The following is a 19,600-nucleotide window of genomic DNA, read 5'->3' on the forward strand; positions in this document are numbered from 1 at the left end:
AACCTAGTATTTTAGGTGTAAATCGCTGATTATGAAATCCTCAAACTATAACCTGGAAAAACTGTCATCAAAAGAACTGCTCGACCTTGCCAAATTTGTAGTTACTGAGAATTTTAAACATCATGTAGGAACCGACGATCCTGTGGAGTATGAGTGTGCAATTAACTGCATATATGCAGATGAACAGGGCTATTTTGATAAGGCACAGATATTTGTTTCCAAGGGTTTCGATCGATCAATCATAGGCTCGATAAGGGTATTAAGGTGGAACTACATTGATGTGCTCCCTATTCAACGGATTTTCGGTATTAACCCGCTAGATATTGACGATAGCCCTAATTGCAGGCCTATTTGGCATATCGGCAGATTTGCAATAAAAAAGGGGAGTGGAGATGTCAATCTTCTCAAACAACTGATGGTTTGTGCAATCGCTTCTGTATGCGAGGATGAGAATGCAATAGCCTATGCTGAATGTGATTGTAAGTTGCTCAGGGTGTTGGCGGCTTTAGGAATCAATGCCCATCCGCTGGGCAATGCAGTAAATTATCTGGGTTCTGGAACTATTCCTATCCGTATGACCTATGGGAACTTAATTGATTTCTATTGCAAGCATAAGTTTATAGTGCCGAAGGGCATTTTAGGCACCAATGATACGAAACACGAAAACTACACTTTAGTGTAATGGATTCGCATTTCTACACTTGTATATTTGATGCGATAACTGATGTTGTCGACTAGTAACCAGTAATTGACTAATGCATTGCGAATATGATATTTTCAGGATTTTGACAGATAAACGTGGATTCATTACAGACATGTCCAAATCATATTGCTAGGAGGTACATGATCACTGACCTTTGTTGGGGTGATGGTAACGATATTATGTTCATAGTATTTTTTGAAATTGGTAGAGAGAACACAACTGGGAAGAAAGCTTGATTTAGAATCGTAAAGTTCAATTTTTAAATATTAATCAATATTCTGTATTAGTACTGATGTGTTAACTTTTTGCATCAAATAAGTTTAACAATTTTTGTTCTTTGACACTTAGTACTGATGTGTTAAGTTTTCAAACAATTATTTCGTCAATTTGCAATTGTGTAATCTTGGCTAAAGAGCCTCTGCAAGGAATTACTCCAAGTTTTATCCTTTGGCTGCCTTGAAACTTAATTCAAATCAAAAAAACGCATAGATTATATAATTAGCTAAAAATCATAATATTACGAGTTTTTATTAAAACTTAACGCATCACCAGTATTTGACACTTTGATTTTTTTGATCCTGAGCGATTAGATCCTTTAGCGGTGTTTTATCAAACACCGAGATTCCGAGAATCTGCATGATTTCGTAAATGGAGAGCGTGCTTTTCAGGTCGGCAAATCTACAGGTCAATTCAAATCAAAAAATCAAAGAACAACGATAATGTATTTATATACAGTGTTTTACAAGAAATTTTGAAAACTTAACGCATCCCTAGTATTACAAGATTATAAATTGAAGTCCATTTACTCGGTAATTACGTATAACCGATTGTAATTCAAATTAAAATAGCTGAATTCATGAACTTTAACGGGACACTAATGAAATCAATAAATAGTTTTAGATGGTATTGATAGTTAAACAAAAACGGGATCGATTTGACTTAAATAGTGCAGAGTTAAATATTTTTTGGAATAGCTAAATCAGCTAACTATAAAAATGAACTAGAGTGAGTCTAATATAAATTTAAAAGCCATGAAAAAAGCACAAATTATTCTAATTTCAAGTGTAGTTTTATTAGTCATTTTTTCGATAGAGAATAGTATGTCTGCAATTCTCGTTGAGGATGGTTGTACGGGAACAGCAACCACGAAACGGGGTTATGTATTTCTTGATGAAGGCAGTACAGAATGCTCTTATTGTAAAAATACTGGTTTTATATCGGAACCCGTTTTTAATTCTGAGCATGAATTAATCGGATACTTATATGAGACAGAAGAAGTTATGGGGACAGCAAACTATGTAACCTGTGAACTATCAGCAGATACAACATCCTCATGTACCCAAATTGATGTTTATTCGGGTTCTCTTGATTGTGAACCAGTATTTGTTCCATTACCGTCTAATTAACAATAAATTTATCAATAACAAAGATATCTTATAAACTTAGACTCACTCTAAATTTTTATAAGTCGTTTCTACTACAATTATGAATACAGCAAAATGCACTTACTTTTTTATTATTCTTATTTCCATCTCAGGCTGCAAAAATAACAACCCTATTTCAGATTCATCTGCACCCGCTATTCTCGATCACGAGCACTTTGAAATAATAAATATAGATCCTCAAAAAAGCATTTTATTAAAAACAGATGATTTCGTTAATTCAATTAACTTTATTCCTTTGGAAACCACAATAGATTCAGAGTTTTCAGAGATATCCCAGATTGCAAGCATAGACGATCGCTATATTATCTTAGACAAGAATACAAGCCAAATTTTATTCTTCACTAAGAAAGGCAAATTTCTAAAAAAAATCAGCCCAGGTAATGACGAATCACCAAACTCCTATAAAAAAATCCTCTATTTCACTATAGATAAATACAACAAAAAGATCTATTTTAACGATTTGGATTCATTTAACAAGTTCGAATTTGACCTCGACGGAAATTTATTACGAGTCTATCCAAAGGAAGGAATAGATTATCATATAAGAGAGAATCATAATATAAATGAATATCAACTAAGCTATTTCGCCTATAGAGGTTTTCAGATAAACAAGGAGGCTCCTTCAAATATAAAAATATTTAAAGGTGAGGCCCTAGTCCATGCCTATTTGCCATTTGATGCTACTATCATAAACAGAGAAGACACATACGGTTCCAGCAATTACTTTTTCGACTCAGACAGCCTGGTGTTCTTTAGTAAACCTTACAGTTATAACATCTATTGTTTTGACGATTTAGGCGGAATGGCCAGAGCCTTCCAATTTCGGTTTCCAAATCAATTGTGCATACCTGAGGATTTTACGACAAACCCGTTATACAGTAAGAAGAGGAAACAATTTATTAAAAACAATGGAAAAAAATATATTTGGTTACTGATTTTTTCAAAACAGGCAAAAATCTTTTATTCCGGCTGGTTGGTGGAGCCTATTCGGATAAGTTTCTATATAATATACCGACAAGATCTTTAATTAGTTTAACAAATTATATCTCAGATTCAAGCACAAATCTTTTACCTATTTTAGGCAATAAAGTACTAGCTATGGACAAGAACAAAATACTCTCTGCCTTCTCCTCCAAGCAGTTTATTGATTTAATAAATAATTACAGTAAAAGTGGAGGAGATACAAACACATTGCCAACATATATCAATGAAATATATAACAAAGGAAATAATCAGAACCCGATATTGCTACTAACTACTTTCAAAAATGACGTGTCCTATGACAAGACGTTTTAATCAGGCATATGCTTTCCTCCCTTTTATACTCCTAATACAGCTGTATCCATCAAAGGTGGTCTATGCACAAGATCTCGGGGACAAAAGTCCAAAAGAGTTGCGTATTGCATCTGCTACCGCAAGTGTAGCGTCTGAGACAGCGATGTTTGATTCAGTACGCTTTGTACCCCTTGAAACCGTCAAGGCATCAGAGTTTCGGCAGATTTCGAAACTGTTGGTTATGAAAGATCGTTATATTATTTTGGACGAGAGCTTGGATATTGTCCTTCTTTTTGACAGGAATGGTCGCTTTATCAACAAGATAGCGACAAACAACAAAGATCTACCCGACCCTTTCCAAGATATATACAACCTTGCGGTAAATCATGCGGAGCGAACAATAGCCTGCTCTTTCGCTGAGCCCCATAAGGTTGTTTGCTATTTCGATTTTGAAGGACGATTTCTTCGCAAGGAAGACGTAAAGGCGCGAATCCAAGAAACTGTGTTTTTCAACAATCTGGAGATAAGATATTACCGTTACCGGACTGAACTGACAGAACCAAAGGATGGACTGTTTCCAAATATCGAGGTATTTGACCGCAAAACCAGACAAAGGACAAATGCTAATCTCTATTTTGACACGGCGAGGATGGACTATCGAGACGAATTGTTTGGAATAAAGCGCTACTTCTATCCCTCCGGTCAAAATCATCTTTTTTTTACCCAACCCTACAACTACACGATATACGAATTGCTCCCATCTGGAATACTCACCGAAAGATACCGGATCATTCTTCCGTTGGAAAACTCCCTGCCAACAGATTTCCTGTCTGATAGTAGCTATGATGGTCATCGTAAAGAGTATATTCATACTAATTCCACTACTAAATATGTCCCCAATCGAGTTTATTATTTTTTAAACGTGTACCAAGCCGGAGATTGGTTAACCTTTCAAATGACCGCTGGGAACGCCCTGCTTTACCACTTGGAAACGAACGATTTATACGATTTTTCACATATAGAGCTATCCAATTGGGGATTTCCGAGCACACCCCACACGCGTAAGATCCTAGCGGTAGATGGAAACGCATTGATAACCAATGTTGATTTTAAAACAATAAAAAGATTCTATGAGGACAATCCTGATGACGACAGATTGCGAATAGCAGATCTAAAGAGATTTCTCCAGAAAAGTTTTCGAAACCCCATTCTCCAATTCTCTTACTTAAAACAATAGAACATGTCCAATACGGGTCTATCGAACAGACATAAACATATACTGCTTATCACTGGTTTACTTTTGATATTACTGGGATTTGGATTGGGACGATTCTCATCGAATGAAACCAAAAGTAACAATGAACAACAAAATGTACCTCATTCGGCACCGGTCAATGACAATCGTACTTTTTTTTGGGATATATATCCTGAGCTTGTGATCCCCAATGCAGGACAAGAGATAAATGGTAACCTAACTCTACTGGATTCCAATAACACGATCATCTCCTTGGCGGATATTTCCGCCGATTTTCCTATATTGGTCTTTCGATATTCCAAATTTGATTGCCACCTATGCGTGGATCAAATATTGGACAAATTGACCAGACTATTTAAAGTCGAGGAAAAGAAAGTATGTATCCTGGTAGACGGATACAGTTCCAGAGAGTTACGAATCAAATACAAGGGTAGTGCATGGAAATTCCCTATATATATACTTGACAAAGAAAAGCTGGGGCTTAAGCTAGAAAACAAGAATCTGCCGTTCCTATTTGTGTTGAAAAATAAAAACTTAGAGGTCAGTAAGATTTTTGTCCCATTTAAAGAACACAGTCGCCAAACAGACACATATTTACAGAATATTGCTACATATTTTGATTAATAAACACGTTTTCCTTACCCTTATTCATCTAGTATGCTTTTACTTCATATGCTACAGTCAGACGGATTCGTTGAAACAGATTTCGATTCGTGGCCGTGTCCTTGATTCACTTAATGAGAATGCGATCTCGGAGGCTACCGTAACACTGTATCACAAGGACAGAATAGATATGTTGAAATATGGATTCACTAACAATAGTGGTGTTTTTAATTTCAGTGCCATCCCTTCGACCGATTCTGTTTTTTTAATCGAAGTCTCACACCTAGGTTTTGTGGCAATAAGCAGACAGCTGCGTTTGAAGCAAGGAAGTAGAAGTATAGATCTGGGGGACATCACTATGGCCAAGCGGTCTATCCTGATCGAAGAAGTAGACATCGGCAAGCCACCTATCATGATGCATAAAGATACACTTGTTATCAATCCCGAAGCTTTTTCGGTCCAACCCAATGCGGTAGTCGAAGACCTGTTAAAGAAAGTGCCCGGCATCGTCGTATGGGGAGACGGGGAGATCACTGTCAACGGCAAAAAAGTAGAACGGGTACTCGTGAACGGAAAGCCGTTTTTCGGAAGCGATGTCGTCACCTCCACGCGCAACCTGCCCAGTGGAGCAGTAGACAACATAAAAGTCTATGAGCAGCCCCAGCAGCGGCTGGACGAAGAAGCAATACTGGAGATGGATATCCGGCTCAAGAAACCAAATGGTTTGTTTGGAAAAATCCAAGGCAGTGTTGGTAACCAAAACCGCTCGGAAGCCATCCTATTGATGAACTATTTTGACAGTAAGAATCAGATCAGTATGTATGGAGGCAAGAACAACACCAACAAACGATTGCGCTCCCTGAAAGAGGTCTTGAGGAGCAATGTCTATAAAGCTGGTGGAGAGGATATAAATATCTATGCTCCTGCTTTTGGCAAGCCAGGATTGAACCGCTTTATGGTAGGTGGAGCCAGATTTGATCGGGAGTGGAGCCCCCTTATTACGAGCAATGTAGAAATGCTCTACACATCTGATGAAACCGAACTCGACAGTGATATGCTGGAGTTCAGGAATTTTGAAGACCAAAATGATCAAATGATCGCACAGGTCAACAACCAGAAAAGACGCCAAGATCGATGGTCTATCGGCGGAGATGCTAGCTTTAAGGATAGGTATCGGCTGTTCAGCGTAAGTTCAAAATTAGTGCAGACTAAATACAACAATGAGGGACAACGTGATAGAACTGTACGGGGCGACGAAGACAATGTACTGTCTACATGGGCAACAGGCACCCAAAACTCTTCGACATTGACCGCAGGAGATTTCAAAATAGAATATGCAACAAAAGTTAAGAATGGCATATTAAAAAATCAAGAAAAGTTCAGCCTATCCTATCGGCTCAACTCTTCAGATAAAGAGGACAAAATACATCAACTTTCTTCTTTTGACAACGTTGAGCAGGGCATTTCAGAGTATGTTGACCGTACCATGAACAAACAGCTCCGTAGGAATCAGCATGATCTCATTGCTAGTGTCAATCTCAAACCCATTATTAGCAGAGGTTACACGAATTGGGAGCTGAAACTCAACAACACAGTCAAATGGGATGATATAGATACGGATCAAAAAGATATATTCCTTGATACAGCGACCAACAACTATACAATCAACAAAAATTTGACATTTAGGGACCAATTCAATGAGCTGGAGTGGATGCCGGGCCTATCTCTAGGGAGGTCGTATTTCAAAACCATCCCCAGAGGCACTGATATTTGGGGATTTACCACTAAAATGGACCTATCTACAACTATACGTAGCAATCAGTCTGACAATTTGATGCGCAATCTCGACCAACAAATATCCCTGCCTATTCCTTCAGGCAGCCTATTTTATCAACAAAGGAGACAATTGTGGAACAGTTCATGGACATTGGCCCTGAAGACAAGCATCCGACAGCCCGAACTAGAGCAGCTGGTGGCGGTAATGGATGAGACACAAAAAGACTACAACCTGGTGGGCAACCCCACCTTGAAGCCCGAGGAACAGTACAAATTCGGATTTGAATATTCTCGCAGGAGTAGCGTAACCAGTAGTTCGCATCGCTTTCAACTCAATTATACCCTCGTCGCCCATCAAATGGTAGACAGCAGTATGTATCAGGTAGACGGAAGAAGAATATCCTATGTGGTCAATGCAGCAGGGCTTCCTTTTTATGACATAGACTATCGATATAAAAGTGCCCCAAAACTTGGCCCCGTACCCTTGAATTTCTCGCTGGCCGCTTATATCAGAAAAGGACAAAACTATTATTTCAATAATGGCATACGATCCATCAATGACAATATAACCTCATCCCTGAATGGCTTGGTGACAGGGGCTCTCTATGATCACTTTTTGGTCAGTATGCGTATTGCCTCTAAAAAATACCTGAATACCTCCAATGGCCATACGACAAACTCAGGAAACAATTCCGTGGGAATGGACTTCACCATCACGTGGCCACGACGGACTACTTTCATTAGCAGTATCACCACCACCAACTCTTACATCAAAGGAATATCCTCGGACTACCTGTATTTTTGGAATGCTCATGTCTACTACCGCATGTTGAAAAAAGAGCAGATAGAGATTAAGTTATCTATCTATGATATATTGAACAACAGCAAAAACATTAGTACCTTTTCGAACGAAAATATCGTAAGAAGGGAACAGACCAATAATCTACGCCAATATATTATGCTAAGCCTATCCTACTACCCAAGATTTTTTTAAACTAATTGACTGACATGTATAGATTTGCCAGAATAGGAATAACGCGGCTGAGAGCGTTTGTATTGTTAATTGGTCTGGCCTATTCATCTTTTACAGGCCAATCTACCTTTAATTAACTATTTTATGCAGAGACACACAATAAAGGCAAGCAAACACCGCTCGGCTGTTTCAGATTACGAGTCAGAAGCAAATATATTAAATCTAAAATTTGTTATAGTATTATAGCGTTATGAATGTGCTGGTGTCGGTTTTAGGCCGCCTCTCTTATGCCATTTCCTCAATAAATATACCCAATACTGTACGTGGCGAAAACCCGCTGCGGCGCGCTCGCCTCGTTGGCGTAAACCAATTTGACGCCAATGTCGAAATCGGGCAAGTAAAACCGTAGGAGATTCATATCGGCCCTTAACCCAAGGCCAAACGTACGGGGCTGGAAGGGCACGCCCGTGCGCACATTCTGGAAGTCGGCAAACACCCCGCCTTTAAAGCGTTTGATATAAGCCAGCGGGCCGATGGCCCAGTCGGGATAGGCAATGGGAAACCGGTAGCTGAATAGTAGCGTATTGTCTACCGGCACCGGTTGCAGCCGGTCGTAGCCGCTTACCAATGGGATATCATCGGCCATTTGGTAGCTTCCACTGCGCCGTTGGTAGCTGAACCGGGCAAGCAGCGAATGGTTGCTCCACAGGCCCGGAAAATAGAAGGCTGTACGCACGGAGAGGTGTTTGCCGCTGAGGTTGCCGTCGAACGGGAAATGCCGATAGCTGACGCTGACGTTCTGCCCCCACCGTGGGGCCAGATCCAAGGCACTCTGCCGCACGTTGTGGTTGAAATAGGCTTGGTACTGCATAGGGAACCGGACGCCGCTGATGAATTTTTCCTGGAGTTGCGGCTCGCTCAATCCGTACCGGTTGGTGTAGGATGTTGCTGCACTTACGCCGGTGGTGAACACATGGTTGAGCCGGTAGAAAACAAGCGGGATGTCCATTTGCAATGTGGCCACGTTTTCCCGCCAGCGAATGCGTATGGTGTCTACTGCCGATTCGCCGGTTACCTGGGCCGCGGCCAGTTGTCCGCGGTTGCTGTATGCCAACGAGAACTTGGGAAAGAAACGCTGGTAAGCCACAGTTGCTGAGTAGGTGCTCGAACGGATATCGCTGTCGTATTGGTAGCCAAGACGGACCTGCGTCGTGTTTAACAGGTCGTCAGAAAGCCAGTAGACCCCGGGTTTGATGTCGCCGATATTGTCAAAATTACCGTTGTCTATCGACAAACTATGGAAGTTTATCAGATTTTTGACGCCGTTATAGGTTGTAGAAGGCCATAACTCCTCTTTCGGCGCATCTTTAGTCTTTAAATTGTGTTTTTTGCTTAAGGGGGCCTTAAAATGGCTTATCGGCAAATCATCCATTTTCAGGCGACTGATTTCGTAGCCATTTACTTGGTAATTGTTGAACCATAGTTGGTTGCCGGTGGTGTCTACTGAAGGGTTGAATGCTCCGAAGCGGGCATTCGTCAACTGGTAGACCATACCGTGTTGGTCCAGTGCATACACATTGTCGATACCGTTGAAATGCGCTTTGAACACGATGCGATGGCCGGCGTATACCGGCCGTTCGATTTGCTGGGCTTGCCAGTCGAGCAGGTAGCGGTACGTGCCTGTCGGGATGTCTAGCTCCACAATTGTAGCGCCTTTTTCGGATATGCCGGTTGCCACCACCTTGGTGCCTGTAGGGTCATAAGCAGGCGTCTGGAGTAGGATGTTTTCGGGTGCGGGAAAGCTTGCTAGCATCTCCCCGGTCGCGGTATCGAGCACTACCAAGCTCACTTTATTGCTTTCGTCGACGGCTACCACAGCCACTTGTGAGCCGTCCGGATTTAGTGTTGGTGAGAAGTATCTGCTCTTCCGTGTAAGCTGGTGATAGGTCTTTTGCTCGAGGTTATATAGGTTGATAACGCTGTATGTACGCTTGCCGTAGCGGCTATGCCGACGTACTTCATCCCACACGATTTTGCCTGCAGCATAGGCGAAATGAGGCTCGGTTTGACGCCCGGTTTTTACCACCTCTGTGTGCCCGTCGGCCGGGTCTAGGATGACGATTTTGGGTGCCTCGCGCACGCCCCTGTACAGCGCGATAATACGCCCGTCGGGCAGGGCCTGCGGCAGCAGCCAACTCGCCGGTTTTCCATCCGGTTTTGGCGATAAAACCGGATAGTCTATTGGGTCGTTTTCCAGTAGTTGTTTCTGCCATTTTCCGTGGAGATTTTCGGTGACTTTTACATGCCATTTCCGCGTACCATAACCGGTGAATTTGTGAAGTGAATTGGTGAAATTATAAGGGCGGATTGGCAGCTTGGCCATGCGGGTCATCAGGCTATCGAGGATACCCGCGCCATAGTCGTCCCGCAGGGCGGAGGTCATGAAATAGCCAAGCTCGTAGAACCCCGGTGTGACGTTCTTGAGCGATCCTAAATAATCTTTCTGGTAACTGTATTTTTTGCCGCTGAGCAAGTTCGTTCGGAAAGGCATTTCCCAAGAGGGAAGACGGCCGCGCCCCGCATTGGAAAGCCGGGTTTCCGCCACCACCGCGTCGCCCTCAAAAAACCACGCGGGGAGGGTGACTCCGTAAATGGCCAACGCCAATTGTTCAAAAAAAGGAGCTCGTAAGTAGCCTGTCAATTTGTCAAACTGTACCACGTGTCGTAGCTCGTGGATGGCGAGATTGTCTAGCCAATTTTGGAAATCACCCTGCTGGGGTGGGGTGGTATAGAACTCCGATCGACGGGGGGCAAGCTGAACATTGCCGTTCGATTCCACGGTCTGGTTCTGGAGAATGATCGAAATTTTCCGTGGCTCTTTACCAAGGTCCGCGCTTACGCGTTTACGCAATTCCACGAGTTTGCTGGCCAGTTGCTGAGCCTCGTCTTCAAATGCAGACGGGTAAATCAATTGGAATTTTTCCGTTTGTATTTGTCGCCATTTTACACTTGGCGGGTACTGGTCGGCATTAAAAATCTGGGGAAAAGCCTTATGTGAATCGAAACATGATAATAATATGATTAATAAGCTGATTTTTAAACTATAATGTGCTTCAAGTAATATGCTCATATGGATATGCTAATATATTTGGTAATCACGTTATGTTTTTATCTGATATAAGTTAACTAAAAGTTTATGTGATTTCATATTCATTTTGATTATCAGCATACAAAATGTTATTGAATTATAGCAATATTACAAATATTATGTGATAAAACATAACTAAAAATTGCATTAATATCCATATTTGGTGCGTCTGTATTTATGGGTGAAAATCGGTAGCTAAAGTACACTATCTTTTTGAGTTTGGGTGCCGGCTTTTTTCTGGGCGACGAGCGGTTCTCCGTGATTTGCTATGTAAATGCTCTCCCCCACTATCCGCTGGCCGCCGCGAAAAGCTTAGCGACAATTGCACGTCGCGGGCCTTCGGATGTGTCGTCATTGCGTGGGTGCTGCACTGCTGCCATTACTCAGGTAGTGCCTTATAGTTTTGGCTGGCGCGAGACGTGCTTATGTTTTTTGTGTCCGCTGTCATTTTGTCTTTTATAGAGGGTTTGCCTAATGTCGGGCAGTCTGTTTTTCCCGTCGTTTTTCACATCGACTTCTTCGTTCTTTTCATTAAAAAAGCCGACTTTTGCAAGCAAATCTTTCACCGATGTAGGGTACAGTTTTTAAGTTAGGAGGGCTCATGGACGAATTGGATACGCTAGTTGAACAAACCGAAATGCTCTTGGCAGAAGGGAGTAGGGAGCAACTCAAGGAGTATCTCGATGACCTGAATATATCGGACGTGGAAGCCCTCATCGATGAGCTGCCCGAGTACGGCGCAACCTTCATCGAGACCCTTAGTATCAACCGGGCTGTCCACGTGTTTGGCATCCTCGATTTCCCTACACAAGAGCGAATTTTCACGAAGCTTGCGGCACCGAAAATTACGGAGCTGATCAACGAAATGCCGCCAGATGATCGGACGTCTTTTTTTAGTGATTTGAAGGGCGACGTGGTGAAGCAATTGATCATTCTTTTACCCCCCTCTGAACGCAAGGAAGCACTGGCTTTATTGGGCTATCCTGAAGACAGTGTGGGGCGGTTGATGACGCCCGATTACATCACGGTAAAACAGCACTGGACCATCACGCGTGTGCTCGAACATATCCGCAAATATGGACGGGATTCCGAGACGATTGACGTGTGCTATGTCATCGATAAAAATGGGGAGTTGTTGGATGATATCCGGATACGAAATATCCTGCTAGCCGACCCCGAAACAAGGGTAAGGGACATCATGGACAGTCGCTTGATTTCCCTTAATGCGAACGACCCACAGGAGGAAGCCATCACCGTCTTCCGGATGAATAATCGCGTAGCCCTTCCGGTGGTCGATTCGCAAGGCATCATGCTGGGTATTGTTACCATAGATGACATCCTTTGGCTGGCCAACGAGGAGTATACCGAAGACATGCAGCGCATCGGTGGTACGGAAGCGTTGGACGAGCCTTACCTCGATGTTTCTATTCCCCACCTGGTGAAGAAACGCGCCGGATGGCTGATTGTACTTTTTCTCGGGCAACTGCTCACAGCAACGGTGCTCGAACATTACGAAAGCCAGCTGGCCAGTGCCGTGCTTATCCTGTTTATGCCAGTGATTCTTTCGAGTGGTGGGAACAGCGGGTCGCAGGCATCCACGTTGATCATCCAGGCGATGGCACTTGGTGAGGTAACGCTCGCGGATTGGTGGCGGGTGATGCGACGGGAGATCCTTTCGGGTTTGTTACTGGGGTTGATTCTAGGTGGGCTGGGTTTTCTCCGTGTATGTACTTGGCAGGCGTTTGCGCATGCCTATGGCGACCATTGGCTGTTGGTGGCGGTGGTGGTTAGCTTTTCATTATTGGGCGTGGTGCTATGGGGCTCGCTGGTAGGATCCATGTTGCCGTTCCTCCTACGCCGGCTTGGCGCCGACCCGGCCTCTTCGTCTGCACCGTTCGTGTCTACCCTAGTGGATGTGACCGGCCTGATCATTTACTTCACCGTGGCTACGATTGTCCTTGCCGGCGTATTGTTATGAAGTACACCAAGACCATACTGGCGGGTTGGATGTTATGGATGCTTTCGGCATCGGGTCTTTCCGCTCAAGAGAAGTTCCCCGTTTTTCTGGATGCTGAGATTGGGGTGCAGCGGTTTGCAGCGTCTGCCATGCATTCCGTTTTTCCCGCGGGTGCAAACCTCAAAATCGGTCCTGTTTTTGCTTTTGGCGATCAGTGGCGGCTCCGGCTTCGGCCCCATGCGGGGGTCACTTTCTATTCCAACAAAATAGACGATTGGGTAACCGAACAGCTGTTGATTGTTAAACTGGGCGGGCAGGTGAGCTACGATGTGTTTTATCTGGGGCAGGCAACTTTTTTCCCTTATCTCGCTGCCGATTTCAATTGGGTGGCCAATTTCGATGCAGAGAAGGAAGGTGATGGTGACGATGCAAATGTCACCTATTCGGACAGTTACCTGAAGGGAACTGGGTTTTCGCAGGAAGCAGGGCTCCGGGTACAGATGCGCGAATGGTATGTGAAATTTGGATACGAATTTTTCAGCCCCCGATTGAAAGTCCGGAAGGATATTATCGACGATGACCTGGCATCGGGTTACCTCACGCCGAGGAACCACCGCTTTAATTTCAATTCGTTTAACGTCACCGTGGGGGCTATGTTGAGTTTATGATGAGGATCTGCAGAAAAATAATGATGCTGGCTGCCGTTGCGCTGTTTTGGTGCTGCAACGGTGAAGATACGTTACTTGATCTGTACCCCATGGAACCGATCGTCAACCCGGAGGTAGGCATACTGATGGCAGGTAACGGTATGATCCATGCCGACTTCGATGGGCGGCAGCAAATCAGCGGCGTTACCGAGACGGGCATATTTACGACCACCGACAGGTTCCAGTCGCTCCACTTTGAGCCGCACGCGTGGCAAGCGACGGATGGCATGGTTGCTTTCGGTGATGGTGTCGTCGTGCACGTTCAAACCGAGGGGATGTCGTTTTCATTACGGTATTCAATGGATGATGGGAAAACGTGGACAACGTTTGGCAAACCCATCGTAGACGGACGTTTGCTCGCTGCGGGAGGTGTATCCGCCGTGCAGTTATCGATTGCGGCAGATGGCTCCGTTTGGGTGTTGGGCCAGCAAGAGGTAGGAGGTGATAGGCGGGCGTTACTGTACAGCGTGGACCTGGAGCAGCAGCGGAGCTCGTTGATGATGGAGAAAGTAGGGGCAATGGCGCTGACCTTTGGCTTTGCAAATCCCCAGCATGGCTGGATGCTTTACGGTGTGCCAGAGGAAGGCGGTCGTGTCCATGTGTTGCGGACGGAAAACGGCGGCCAGTCATGGGCTGACGGAGCGTTGCTGGATGGTGTAGCCCAACCGTTGATTACGCCCATCACGGCGGATGACCTGTTAGTCTACAACCGCGAAGGTGTTGTTTTCCGCTCGGCGGATGGTGGCATCTCCTTCGAGCCGGTAGCGGTTGGCGGTGGGGTCATCGCTTGCCAAGCGGCCTCTTCCAACGTCACTTTCGCATTGCTGGAAAATGGGTTGGCCAAAAGCACGGATGGGGGACGAACATGGACGGCGCTGGATGCATTCGTGCATGGGTTGGAAGTGTCCGGAACCGCCATGGATTTCCATGGCGAGCGTGCGGGCATCGTTTATGGCGCGGACCGTTTATTCATCTCCAACAACGGTGGCCAAAGTTGGGATGTGTTGGTATATCCGTACGATTATGTTTTTGAATAGGGCAATATAAATTAGCGATACAATGGTAATGATTGAAATCTAGGGAATTGCGTTGTTTTTGAAATATTTTTTGTTTATTCGAGGGAAAGTTCCGAATATTGCAGTCCCGAAAACGGGGTATACCAGCTAAAACACTCCTGAATAGCTCAGCTGGTTAGAGCATCTGACTGTTAATCAGAGGGTCGCTGGTTCGAGCCCAGCTTCAGGAGCAAACACAAAAAGCTGTTTTTCGATAAGAAAAACAGCTTTTATGCTTTATAAACGAAGATTAGGGATGTCTTCGTTTGACAAATCGGGTTCTCCGATGTGGTTTGATTTACATAGTTTTTTGTTGAACTTCGCGTCGTTTTGTTACAAATATGTAACAGAAATTCGGGCGTGCTTAAGGAAAAAATTAGGGCAACCGTAAGCACAAAAATTTATGGGCATCACAAGAAAGCTGATGACACCTGCAACACGGTGTATGATTTCTTCCAGCACCAATTGAAAAACTCGAAGCTGCTTAACACCGCGGGCACGAAGGATAGGAAGATGTTTTTCAACCGGGTCTATCAGAAAATCGATTTTTACAAAAACCAAATGACCGTTTTCCCGGATATGTTGTAGCAATGGGCGGGTTGTTAACTGTTTATCGTGATGACCACATTGCCGATTTTCTGTCCGGTTTCCACATATCGGTACGCGTCCACGATCTGGTCCAGGGGGTAATGCCGGTCAATCACCGGCCTGAAGTCGCCATTGGCTATCCGCTCTTTCAAAAACCGCATGTCGTCCGTGCTGAACTTGGGGATGGGGAAGATGCATTTGCGGCCCCCGAAGATTGGGGTTAGCAAAGCAAGCGGGATATTTTCGCCATTTTTCCCCAACTCGGTAGAGACATATATGCCTTTCTTCTTCAGGAGCGGTTTGCATCGGTCGAATGAGCTTTTCCCGACGGCATCAAATATGAAATCAAATTTATGGTCGGTTTTTGTGAAATCGTCGTTCAGGTAGTCAATAACTACATCGGCTCCCAGATTTCTAACGAGCTCGATATGGGGCGTAGCGCATACGGCGGTGACATGTGCGCCAAAGTAATGCAGAAGCTGTACTGCCGCTGATCCGATTGCTCCGGTGGCCCCGTTGACCAATACCTGTTGTCCGGCCGTTACCTTTGCCGCCCGGATGTTGGACAGCGCATAGTGGGCGCCCTCGGTGGCGGGTACCACTTCATGATAGGTGAGGGGATCGGGTACTGTAAACAACGTGCCGCTTTCGGCGATAACCTTGTATTCGGCGTGGCTCCCGAAGCGGCCATCGTCGTAACCGAACACGCGGTCGCCAATATTAAACAGCGTCACCTCCCCGCCAATGCCTACGATTTCACCGGCAAATTCATTGCCGAGTATCTTGGTGTTTGGTTTTAGAAGCCCGCTCCAAAAGCGGCTCACGAAGTATTCCGCACTCCGGAACCCGCAATCTGTGCGGTTTACGGTAGTGGCATGGATTTTTATGAGCACCTCCTTGACGGCCGGTTGCGGCTTCTCGATCTCCATCACCGATACCACTTCGGGCGGACCGTATTTGGTGTATACTGCTGCTTTCATTTACGCGTGATCATTGATGATGTGTTAAAGATAATCTTTCTGTATTAACTTCTTGTTAATTCCGGTGTTAGCCTGTGGCGTCTACCCTCGGGTATTTATCGCGTAAGCTGTTTTATTTGCCGATGTAAACCTATACCTTTGCGCCCAAATTGAATAGCATTACCATGAGTTTAGTCATTATCGGAACCATCGCTTACGATGCGATAGAAACACCTTTCGGGAAAACGGATAAAATCGTTGGCGGAGCAGCCACTTTTGCGGGGCTTGCAGCTTCTTACCTGTATGAGCACGTGAAACTGGTCGGTGTTGTGGGCGCCGATTTCGGTGAGGATAACCTGAATATTCTGCGGTCAAAAGGAATCGATCTGGAGGGCGTCCAGGTGAAGGAAGGAGAGAAATCCTTTTTCTGGTCGGGCAAGTACCAAAACGACATGAACAGCCGCGACACGCTGGTTACTGAACTCAATGTGCTGGCCGATTTTGATCCGATTGTTCCCGACAGTTACCAGGATTGCGAATACCTGCTGTTGGGCAACTTAACACCACAGGTTCAGCTAACCACGCTGGACAGGCTGGAGCGCAAGCCCAAACTGGTGGTGCTGGATACCATGAACTTCTGGATGGATATCGCATTGGACGACTTGCACCGTGTGTTGAAGTACGTAGATGTGCTAACCATCAATGATGCAGAAGCGCGGCAACTATCTGGGGAGTACGCGCTGGTGAAAGCTGCCGAAAAAATCTTGCAACTAGGACCCAAATACCTAATTATAAAAAAGGGGGAGCATGGTGCCCTGCTGTTTGGAGAAGACCAGATTTTCGCTGCTCCGGCTTTACCGCTTGCCGAAGTTTACGACCCAACAGGTGCTGGCGATGCGTTTGCCGGCGGTTTTGTTGGTTATTTGGCCAAGGTAGGTACGGTGAATTTCAACAACATGAAAAACGCGGTTATTTTTGGTTCGGCGCTGGCGTCTTTCTGCGTAGAGAAGTTTGGTACTGAGCGGCTCCGGGAGCTGGACAATGACCTTATCAACCAACGTATTGAACGGTTTACAGAGCTTAGTAAATTCGATATCTAGGGGTGCCCCTTATAGCAGCACGCCGACCACCTCAAATCGAGAAAACACCTCTTCGGTATGCGGGGCATCCGACAGCTCGTCGGTGAGATCCTGTCCTGCCCAATGTTCGTAGTGCATGCCGCGGAACCACAGCCTGCTTTTGGAAACATCATAGATGTAGCCGCGGTAGGCTATCCATATCGCTGGTTTATCTTGGCCGTTTCGCAGCGCCAATTGCGCTGGGGAGTAAACAGGTAGCCCTTCTTCTGCACTAGACTCGCTCATATTTATAGGCATTCAATGTTTTCTTCATTGTCCGCCGTGCCACATGGATGCGTGTTTTTACCGTGCCAATTGGAATCTGGAGGTGTTCGGATATCTCATGATACTTATACCCTTCAAAATACATGCTGAACGGTACGTAGTAGTCTTCGGATAAATCGGACATGGCCTCCTTGATGTCTTCCATGACGAACTTCCTTTCGCCGGCATTGGTGGCCGCACTGTGTACTAAGTGCGCATTGGAGATTTCATTAGATTGGGAAACCAACCCGCTGGTTTTTACGAAACGTCGATAATTATTAATGAAGGTGTTTTTCATGATGGTGTATAACCATCCTTTTAGGTTTGTACCCTCTTTGAATTTGCCGTGATAGGTCACGGCCTTCAGCATGGTGTCTTGCACCAAATCATTGGCATCCTCGTCATCACGGGTAAAATGCAGCGCATAACCTCTTAACGACTCCGCGTGTTGCACCACTAACGTGTTAAACTCAAATCTCGTCATCTTTTTACGGTTTAAGGGGGTTCAGACTTGGGGCCTGAATCTCCGTGTTAAACATTTTATGATACCAAATAAGCGGTCGCAATGCTTATTGGGGAAACCTGACGTTTTTACTTCGGTCTACTTAGTGTCGCGTTAGTTACTACAAGTATCGTGCTAGTTGGCCGCGAGGCCACGTACCATACGGCCAATTTACAATAAAATTTTGATTAATTCATAAAATATTCACTTCCCGCTCCAATGTGATACCGAATTGGGTGTTGACATCATTGATAATCTGTTCGGATAGCTCGTAAATAGCTGATCCGGAGGCGTTTTTGTGATTTACCAATACCAGTGCCTGGTTTTTCCAAGTGCCGGCATCGCCTATGCGCTTACCCTTCCAGCCGCATTGTTCGATCAGCCATCCGGCGGCAAGTTTAACATGGTTGGTCCCCATCGGGTAAAACACGAAGTCCTTGTCTGGAAAAGTGGACTGTAGCTGCTCCAAATAAGATACGTGCACAATGGGGTTTTTGAAGAAACTTCCCGAGTTGCCAATGGTCGATGGGTCCGGAAGTTTGTCGGTCCGGATAGCAGAAACTACCCTGGCAATATCTTTTATGGTCGGATCAGTGATGTCGCGTTTGGCTAATTCGGCATCGATTGCACCATACGATTTGTTGATGGAAGGTGTGAGCGAAAGTTGGTAGGTAACCTCGGTAATGATATACCTGCCCTTTGCTTCGCGCTTGAAATAACTCTCCCGATAGGAAAACCGGCAGGCTTCTTTGTCGAATGTGGAGAACTCGCCACGTTGTGTATCAAAAACGCGGCAACTCACAAACACATCTTTCTGCTCTACGCCATAAGCACCGATATTCTGTATGGGCGCAGCGCCGACCGTGCCGGGGATGAGGGCGAGATTCTCCATGCCCGCAAATTGGTGGTCTACGCAATACCACACCAACTCGTTCCAGATGATGCCGGCACCGGCCGTGACCATCGCGGTATTTTGCAATAGGGTGTGGCGTATGCCCGGAATGGTAATGCGGATGACCAAACCGTCAAAATCGTGAGTGAACAGGATATTACTACCCCCTCCCAAAACCAGCAACGGCTGTTGGGTGCGGGCCCGGTATTCGGTGAATAACTGGGCGAGCGCTTCTTCCGAATCGACTTCTACGTATTGCTTGGCAAATGCGTCTACGCCAAACGTGTTGTATTTCTTTAATGGGAAGTGTTCTTTGAACGATAGTTCCATAAAAATTGACCGATATGCTCAACTATTCAAAATATTCACTACCTTTAACG

At 45.0% G+C, this 19,600-nt stretch carries 16 protein-coding genes and 1 tRNA gene; 11 read left to right on the forward strand and 6 right to left on the reverse strand.

Features of this window, described 5'->3' with window-relative positions:
- Window positions 1–31 precede the first annotated feature (31 nt).
- The 6 genes from U9S71_RS16150 to U9S71_RS16175 all read left to right on the forward strand — a co-directional run bounded on the left by U9S71_RS16150 (window position 32) and on the right by U9S71_RS16175 (window position 8,051).
- Entirely contained in the window at window positions 32–682 is a 651-nt protein-coding gene (locus tag U9S71_RS16150) for a hypothetical protein (protein ID WP_326328649.1), read from the forward strand.
- Window positions 683–1,734: 1,052 nt separating this feature from the next.
- Complete coding sequence (locus tag U9S71_RS16155; protein WP_326328650.1) at window positions 1,735–2,109, forward strand: hypothetical protein; 375 nt, start codon at window positions 1,735–1,737, stop codon at window positions 2,107–2,109.
- A gap of 79 nt (window positions 2,110–2,188) precedes the next feature.
- Window positions 2,189–3,175 carry a DUF4934 domain-containing protein gene (locus tag U9S71_RS16160; RefSeq protein WP_326328651.1) on the forward strand — a complete coding sequence of 329 codons (987 nt, stop codon included), beginning with the start codon at window positions 2,189–2,191 and terminating at the stop codon, window positions 3,173–3,175.
- A 252-nt stretch (window positions 3,176–3,427) separates the two neighbouring features.
- Entirely contained in the window at window positions 3,428–4,660 is a 1,233-nt protein-coding gene (locus U9S71_RS16165) for a DUF4934 domain-containing protein (protein WP_326328652.1), read from the forward strand.
- A 3-nt stretch (window positions 4,661–4,663) separates the two neighbouring features.
- Window positions 4,664–5,302, forward strand: a complete 639-nt coding sequence (locus U9S71_RS16170; protein ID WP_326328653.1) for a hypothetical protein — start codon at window positions 4,664–4,666, stop codon at window positions 5,300–5,302.
- A gap of 295 nt (window positions 5,303–5,597) precedes the next feature.
- On the forward strand, window positions 5,598–8,051 hold the full coding sequence (locus tag U9S71_RS16175) for a hypothetical protein (protein ID WP_326328654.1): 2,454 nt from the start codon (window positions 5,598–5,600) through the stop codon (window positions 8,049–8,051).
- A 277-nt stretch (window positions 8,052–8,328) separates the two neighbouring features.
- On the opposite strand, the gene U9S71_RS16180 is transcribed toward U9S71_RS16175, so the two are convergent.
- Window positions 8,329–11,160: a PQQ-binding-like beta-propeller repeat protein gene (locus U9S71_RS16180; RefSeq protein ID WP_326328655.1), complete on the reverse strand. Its 2,832-nt coding sequence runs from the start codon at window positions 11,158–11,160 to the stop codon at window positions 8,329–8,331.
- A gap of 413 nt (window positions 11,161–11,573) precedes the next feature.
- Window positions 11,574–11,744, reverse strand: a complete 171-nt coding sequence (locus U9S71_RS16185) for a hypothetical protein (RefSeq protein WP_326328656.1) — start codon at window positions 11,742–11,744, stop codon at window positions 11,574–11,576.
- Between the two features lie 35 nt (window positions 11,745–11,779).
- Here U9S71_RS16185 and mgtE point away from each other — a divergent pair, with 35 nt between their 5' ends.
- The 4 genes from mgtE to U9S71_RS16205 all read left to right on the forward strand — a co-directional run bounded on the left by mgtE (window position 11,780) and on the right by U9S71_RS16205 (window position 15,088).
- Window positions 11,780–13,156, forward strand: coding sequence for a magnesium transporter (gene mgtE / locus U9S71_RS16190; protein WP_326328657.1), 1,377 nt, complete (start codon window positions 11,780–11,782; stop codon window positions 13,154–13,156).
- Window positions 13,153–13,803, forward strand: coding sequence for a hypothetical protein (locus tag U9S71_RS16195; protein WP_326328658.1), 651 nt, complete (start codon window positions 13,153–13,155; stop codon window positions 13,801–13,803). The genes mgtE and U9S71_RS16195 overlap by 4 nt, the downstream gene beginning before the upstream one ends.
- Complete coding sequence (locus U9S71_RS16200) at window positions 13,800–14,879, forward strand: WD40/YVTN/BNR-like repeat-containing protein (RefSeq protein ID WP_326328659.1); 1,080 nt, start codon at window positions 13,800–13,802, stop codon at window positions 14,877–14,879. The genes U9S71_RS16195 and U9S71_RS16200 overlap by 4 nt, the downstream gene beginning before the upstream one ends.
- Window positions 14,880–15,014: 135 nt before the next feature.
- Window positions 15,015–15,088, forward strand: a tRNA-Asn gene (locus U9S71_RS16205).
- 411 nt (window positions 15,089–15,499) lie between these two features.
- On the opposite strand, the gene U9S71_RS16210 is transcribed toward U9S71_RS16205, so the two are convergent.
- On the reverse strand, window positions 15,500–16,465 hold the full coding sequence (locus U9S71_RS16210; RefSeq protein WP_326328660.1) for an NAD(P)-dependent alcohol dehydrogenase: 966 nt from the start codon (window positions 16,463–16,465) through the stop codon (window positions 15,500–15,502).
- Between the two features lie 164 nt (window positions 16,466–16,629).
- Here U9S71_RS16210 and U9S71_RS16215 point away from each other — a divergent pair, with 164 nt between their 5' ends.
- Window positions 16,630–17,544 carry a PfkB family carbohydrate kinase gene (locus U9S71_RS16215; protein WP_326328661.1) on the forward strand — a complete coding sequence of 305 codons (915 nt, stop codon included), beginning with the start codon at window positions 16,630–16,632 and terminating at the stop codon, window positions 17,542–17,544.
- Window positions 17,545–17,553: 9 nt separating this feature from the next.
- Here U9S71_RS16215 and U9S71_RS16220 read toward each other — a convergent pair whose 3' ends face one another.
- From U9S71_RS16220 to murB, 3 genes are all read right to left on the reverse strand, one after another.
- Window positions 17,554–17,808, reverse strand: coding sequence for a cytochrome b5 domain-containing protein (locus U9S71_RS16220; RefSeq protein ID WP_326328662.1), 255 nt, complete (start codon window positions 17,806–17,808; stop codon window positions 17,554–17,556).
- Window positions 17,795–18,310, reverse strand: coding sequence for an RNA polymerase sigma factor (locus U9S71_RS16225; RefSeq protein WP_326328663.1), 516 nt, complete (start codon window positions 18,308–18,310; stop codon window positions 17,795–17,797). Before U9S71_RS16225 ends, U9S71_RS16220 begins: the two co-directional genes overlap by 14 nt.
- A gap of 211 nt (window positions 18,311–18,521) precedes the next feature.
- Complete coding sequence (gene murB / locus U9S71_RS16230) at window positions 18,522–19,550, reverse strand: UDP-N-acetylmuramate dehydrogenase (RefSeq protein WP_326328665.1); 1,029 nt, start codon at window positions 19,548–19,550, stop codon at window positions 18,522–18,524.
- Between the last annotated feature and the right edge of the window lie 50 nt (window positions 19,551–19,600).

Origin of the sequence: Parapedobacter flavus (assembly GCF_035818675.1) — a bacterium.
GTDB lineage: Bacteria > Bacteroidota > Bacteroidia > Sphingobacteriales > Sphingobacteriaceae > Parapedobacter > Parapedobacter flavus.

What these genes read in the sequence shown, in the direction of transcription:
- U9S71_RS16215 (WP_326328661.1), top strand. Translation starts at nt 16,630, where the DNA reads ATGAGTTTAGTCATTATCGGAACCATCGCTTACGATGCGATAGAAACA.
- U9S71_RS16195 (WP_326328658.1), top strand. Translation starts at nt 13,153, where the DNA reads ATGAAGTACACCAAGACCATACTGGCGGGTTGGATGTTATGGATGCTT.
- U9S71_RS16160 (WP_326328651.1), top strand. Translation starts at nt 2,189, where the DNA reads ATGAATACAGCAAAATGCACTTACTTTTTTATTATTCTTATTTCCATC.
- U9S71_RS16200 (WP_326328659.1), top strand. Translation starts at nt 13,800, where the DNA reads ATGATGAGGATCTGCAGAAAAATAATGATGCTGGCTGCCGTTGCGCTG.
- U9S71_RS16170 (WP_326328653.1), top strand. Translation starts at nt 4,664, where the DNA reads ATGTCCAATACGGGTCTATCGAACAGACATAAACATATACTGCTTATC.
- murB (WP_326328665.1), bottom strand. Translation starts at nt 19,550, where the DNA reads ATGGAACTATCGTTCAAAGAACACTTCCCATTAAAGAAATACAACACG.
- U9S71_RS16225 (WP_326328663.1), bottom strand. Translation starts at nt 18,310, where the DNA reads ATGACGAGATTTGAGTTTAACACGTTAGTGGTGCAACACGCGGAGTCG.
- U9S71_RS16210 (WP_326328660.1), bottom strand. Translation starts at nt 16,465, where the DNA reads ATGAAAGCAGCAGTATACACCAAATACGGTCCGCCCGAAGTGGTATCG.
- U9S71_RS16155 (WP_326328650.1), top strand. Translation starts at nt 1,735, where the DNA reads ATGAAAAAAGCACAAATTATTCTAATTTCAAGTGTAGTTTTATTAGTC.
- U9S71_RS16150 (WP_326328649.1), top strand. Translation starts at nt 32, where the DNA reads ATGAAATCCTCAAACTATAACCTGGAAAAACTGTCATCAAAAGAACTG.
- U9S71_RS16165 (WP_326328652.1), top strand. Translation starts at nt 3,428, where the DNA reads ATGACAAGACGTTTTAATCAGGCATATGCTTTCCTCCCTTTTATACTC.
- mgtE (WP_326328657.1), top strand. Translation starts at nt 11,780, where the DNA reads ATGGACGAATTGGATACGCTAGTTGAACAAACCGAAATGCTCTTGGCA.
- U9S71_RS16220 (WP_326328662.1), bottom strand. Translation starts at nt 17,808, where the DNA reads ATGAGCGAGTCTAGTGCAGAAGAAGGGCTACCTGTTTACTCCCCAGCG.
- U9S71_RS16180 (WP_326328655.1), bottom strand. Translation starts at nt 11,160, where the DNA reads ATGAGCATATTACTTGAAGCACATTATAGTTTAAAAATCAGCTTATTA.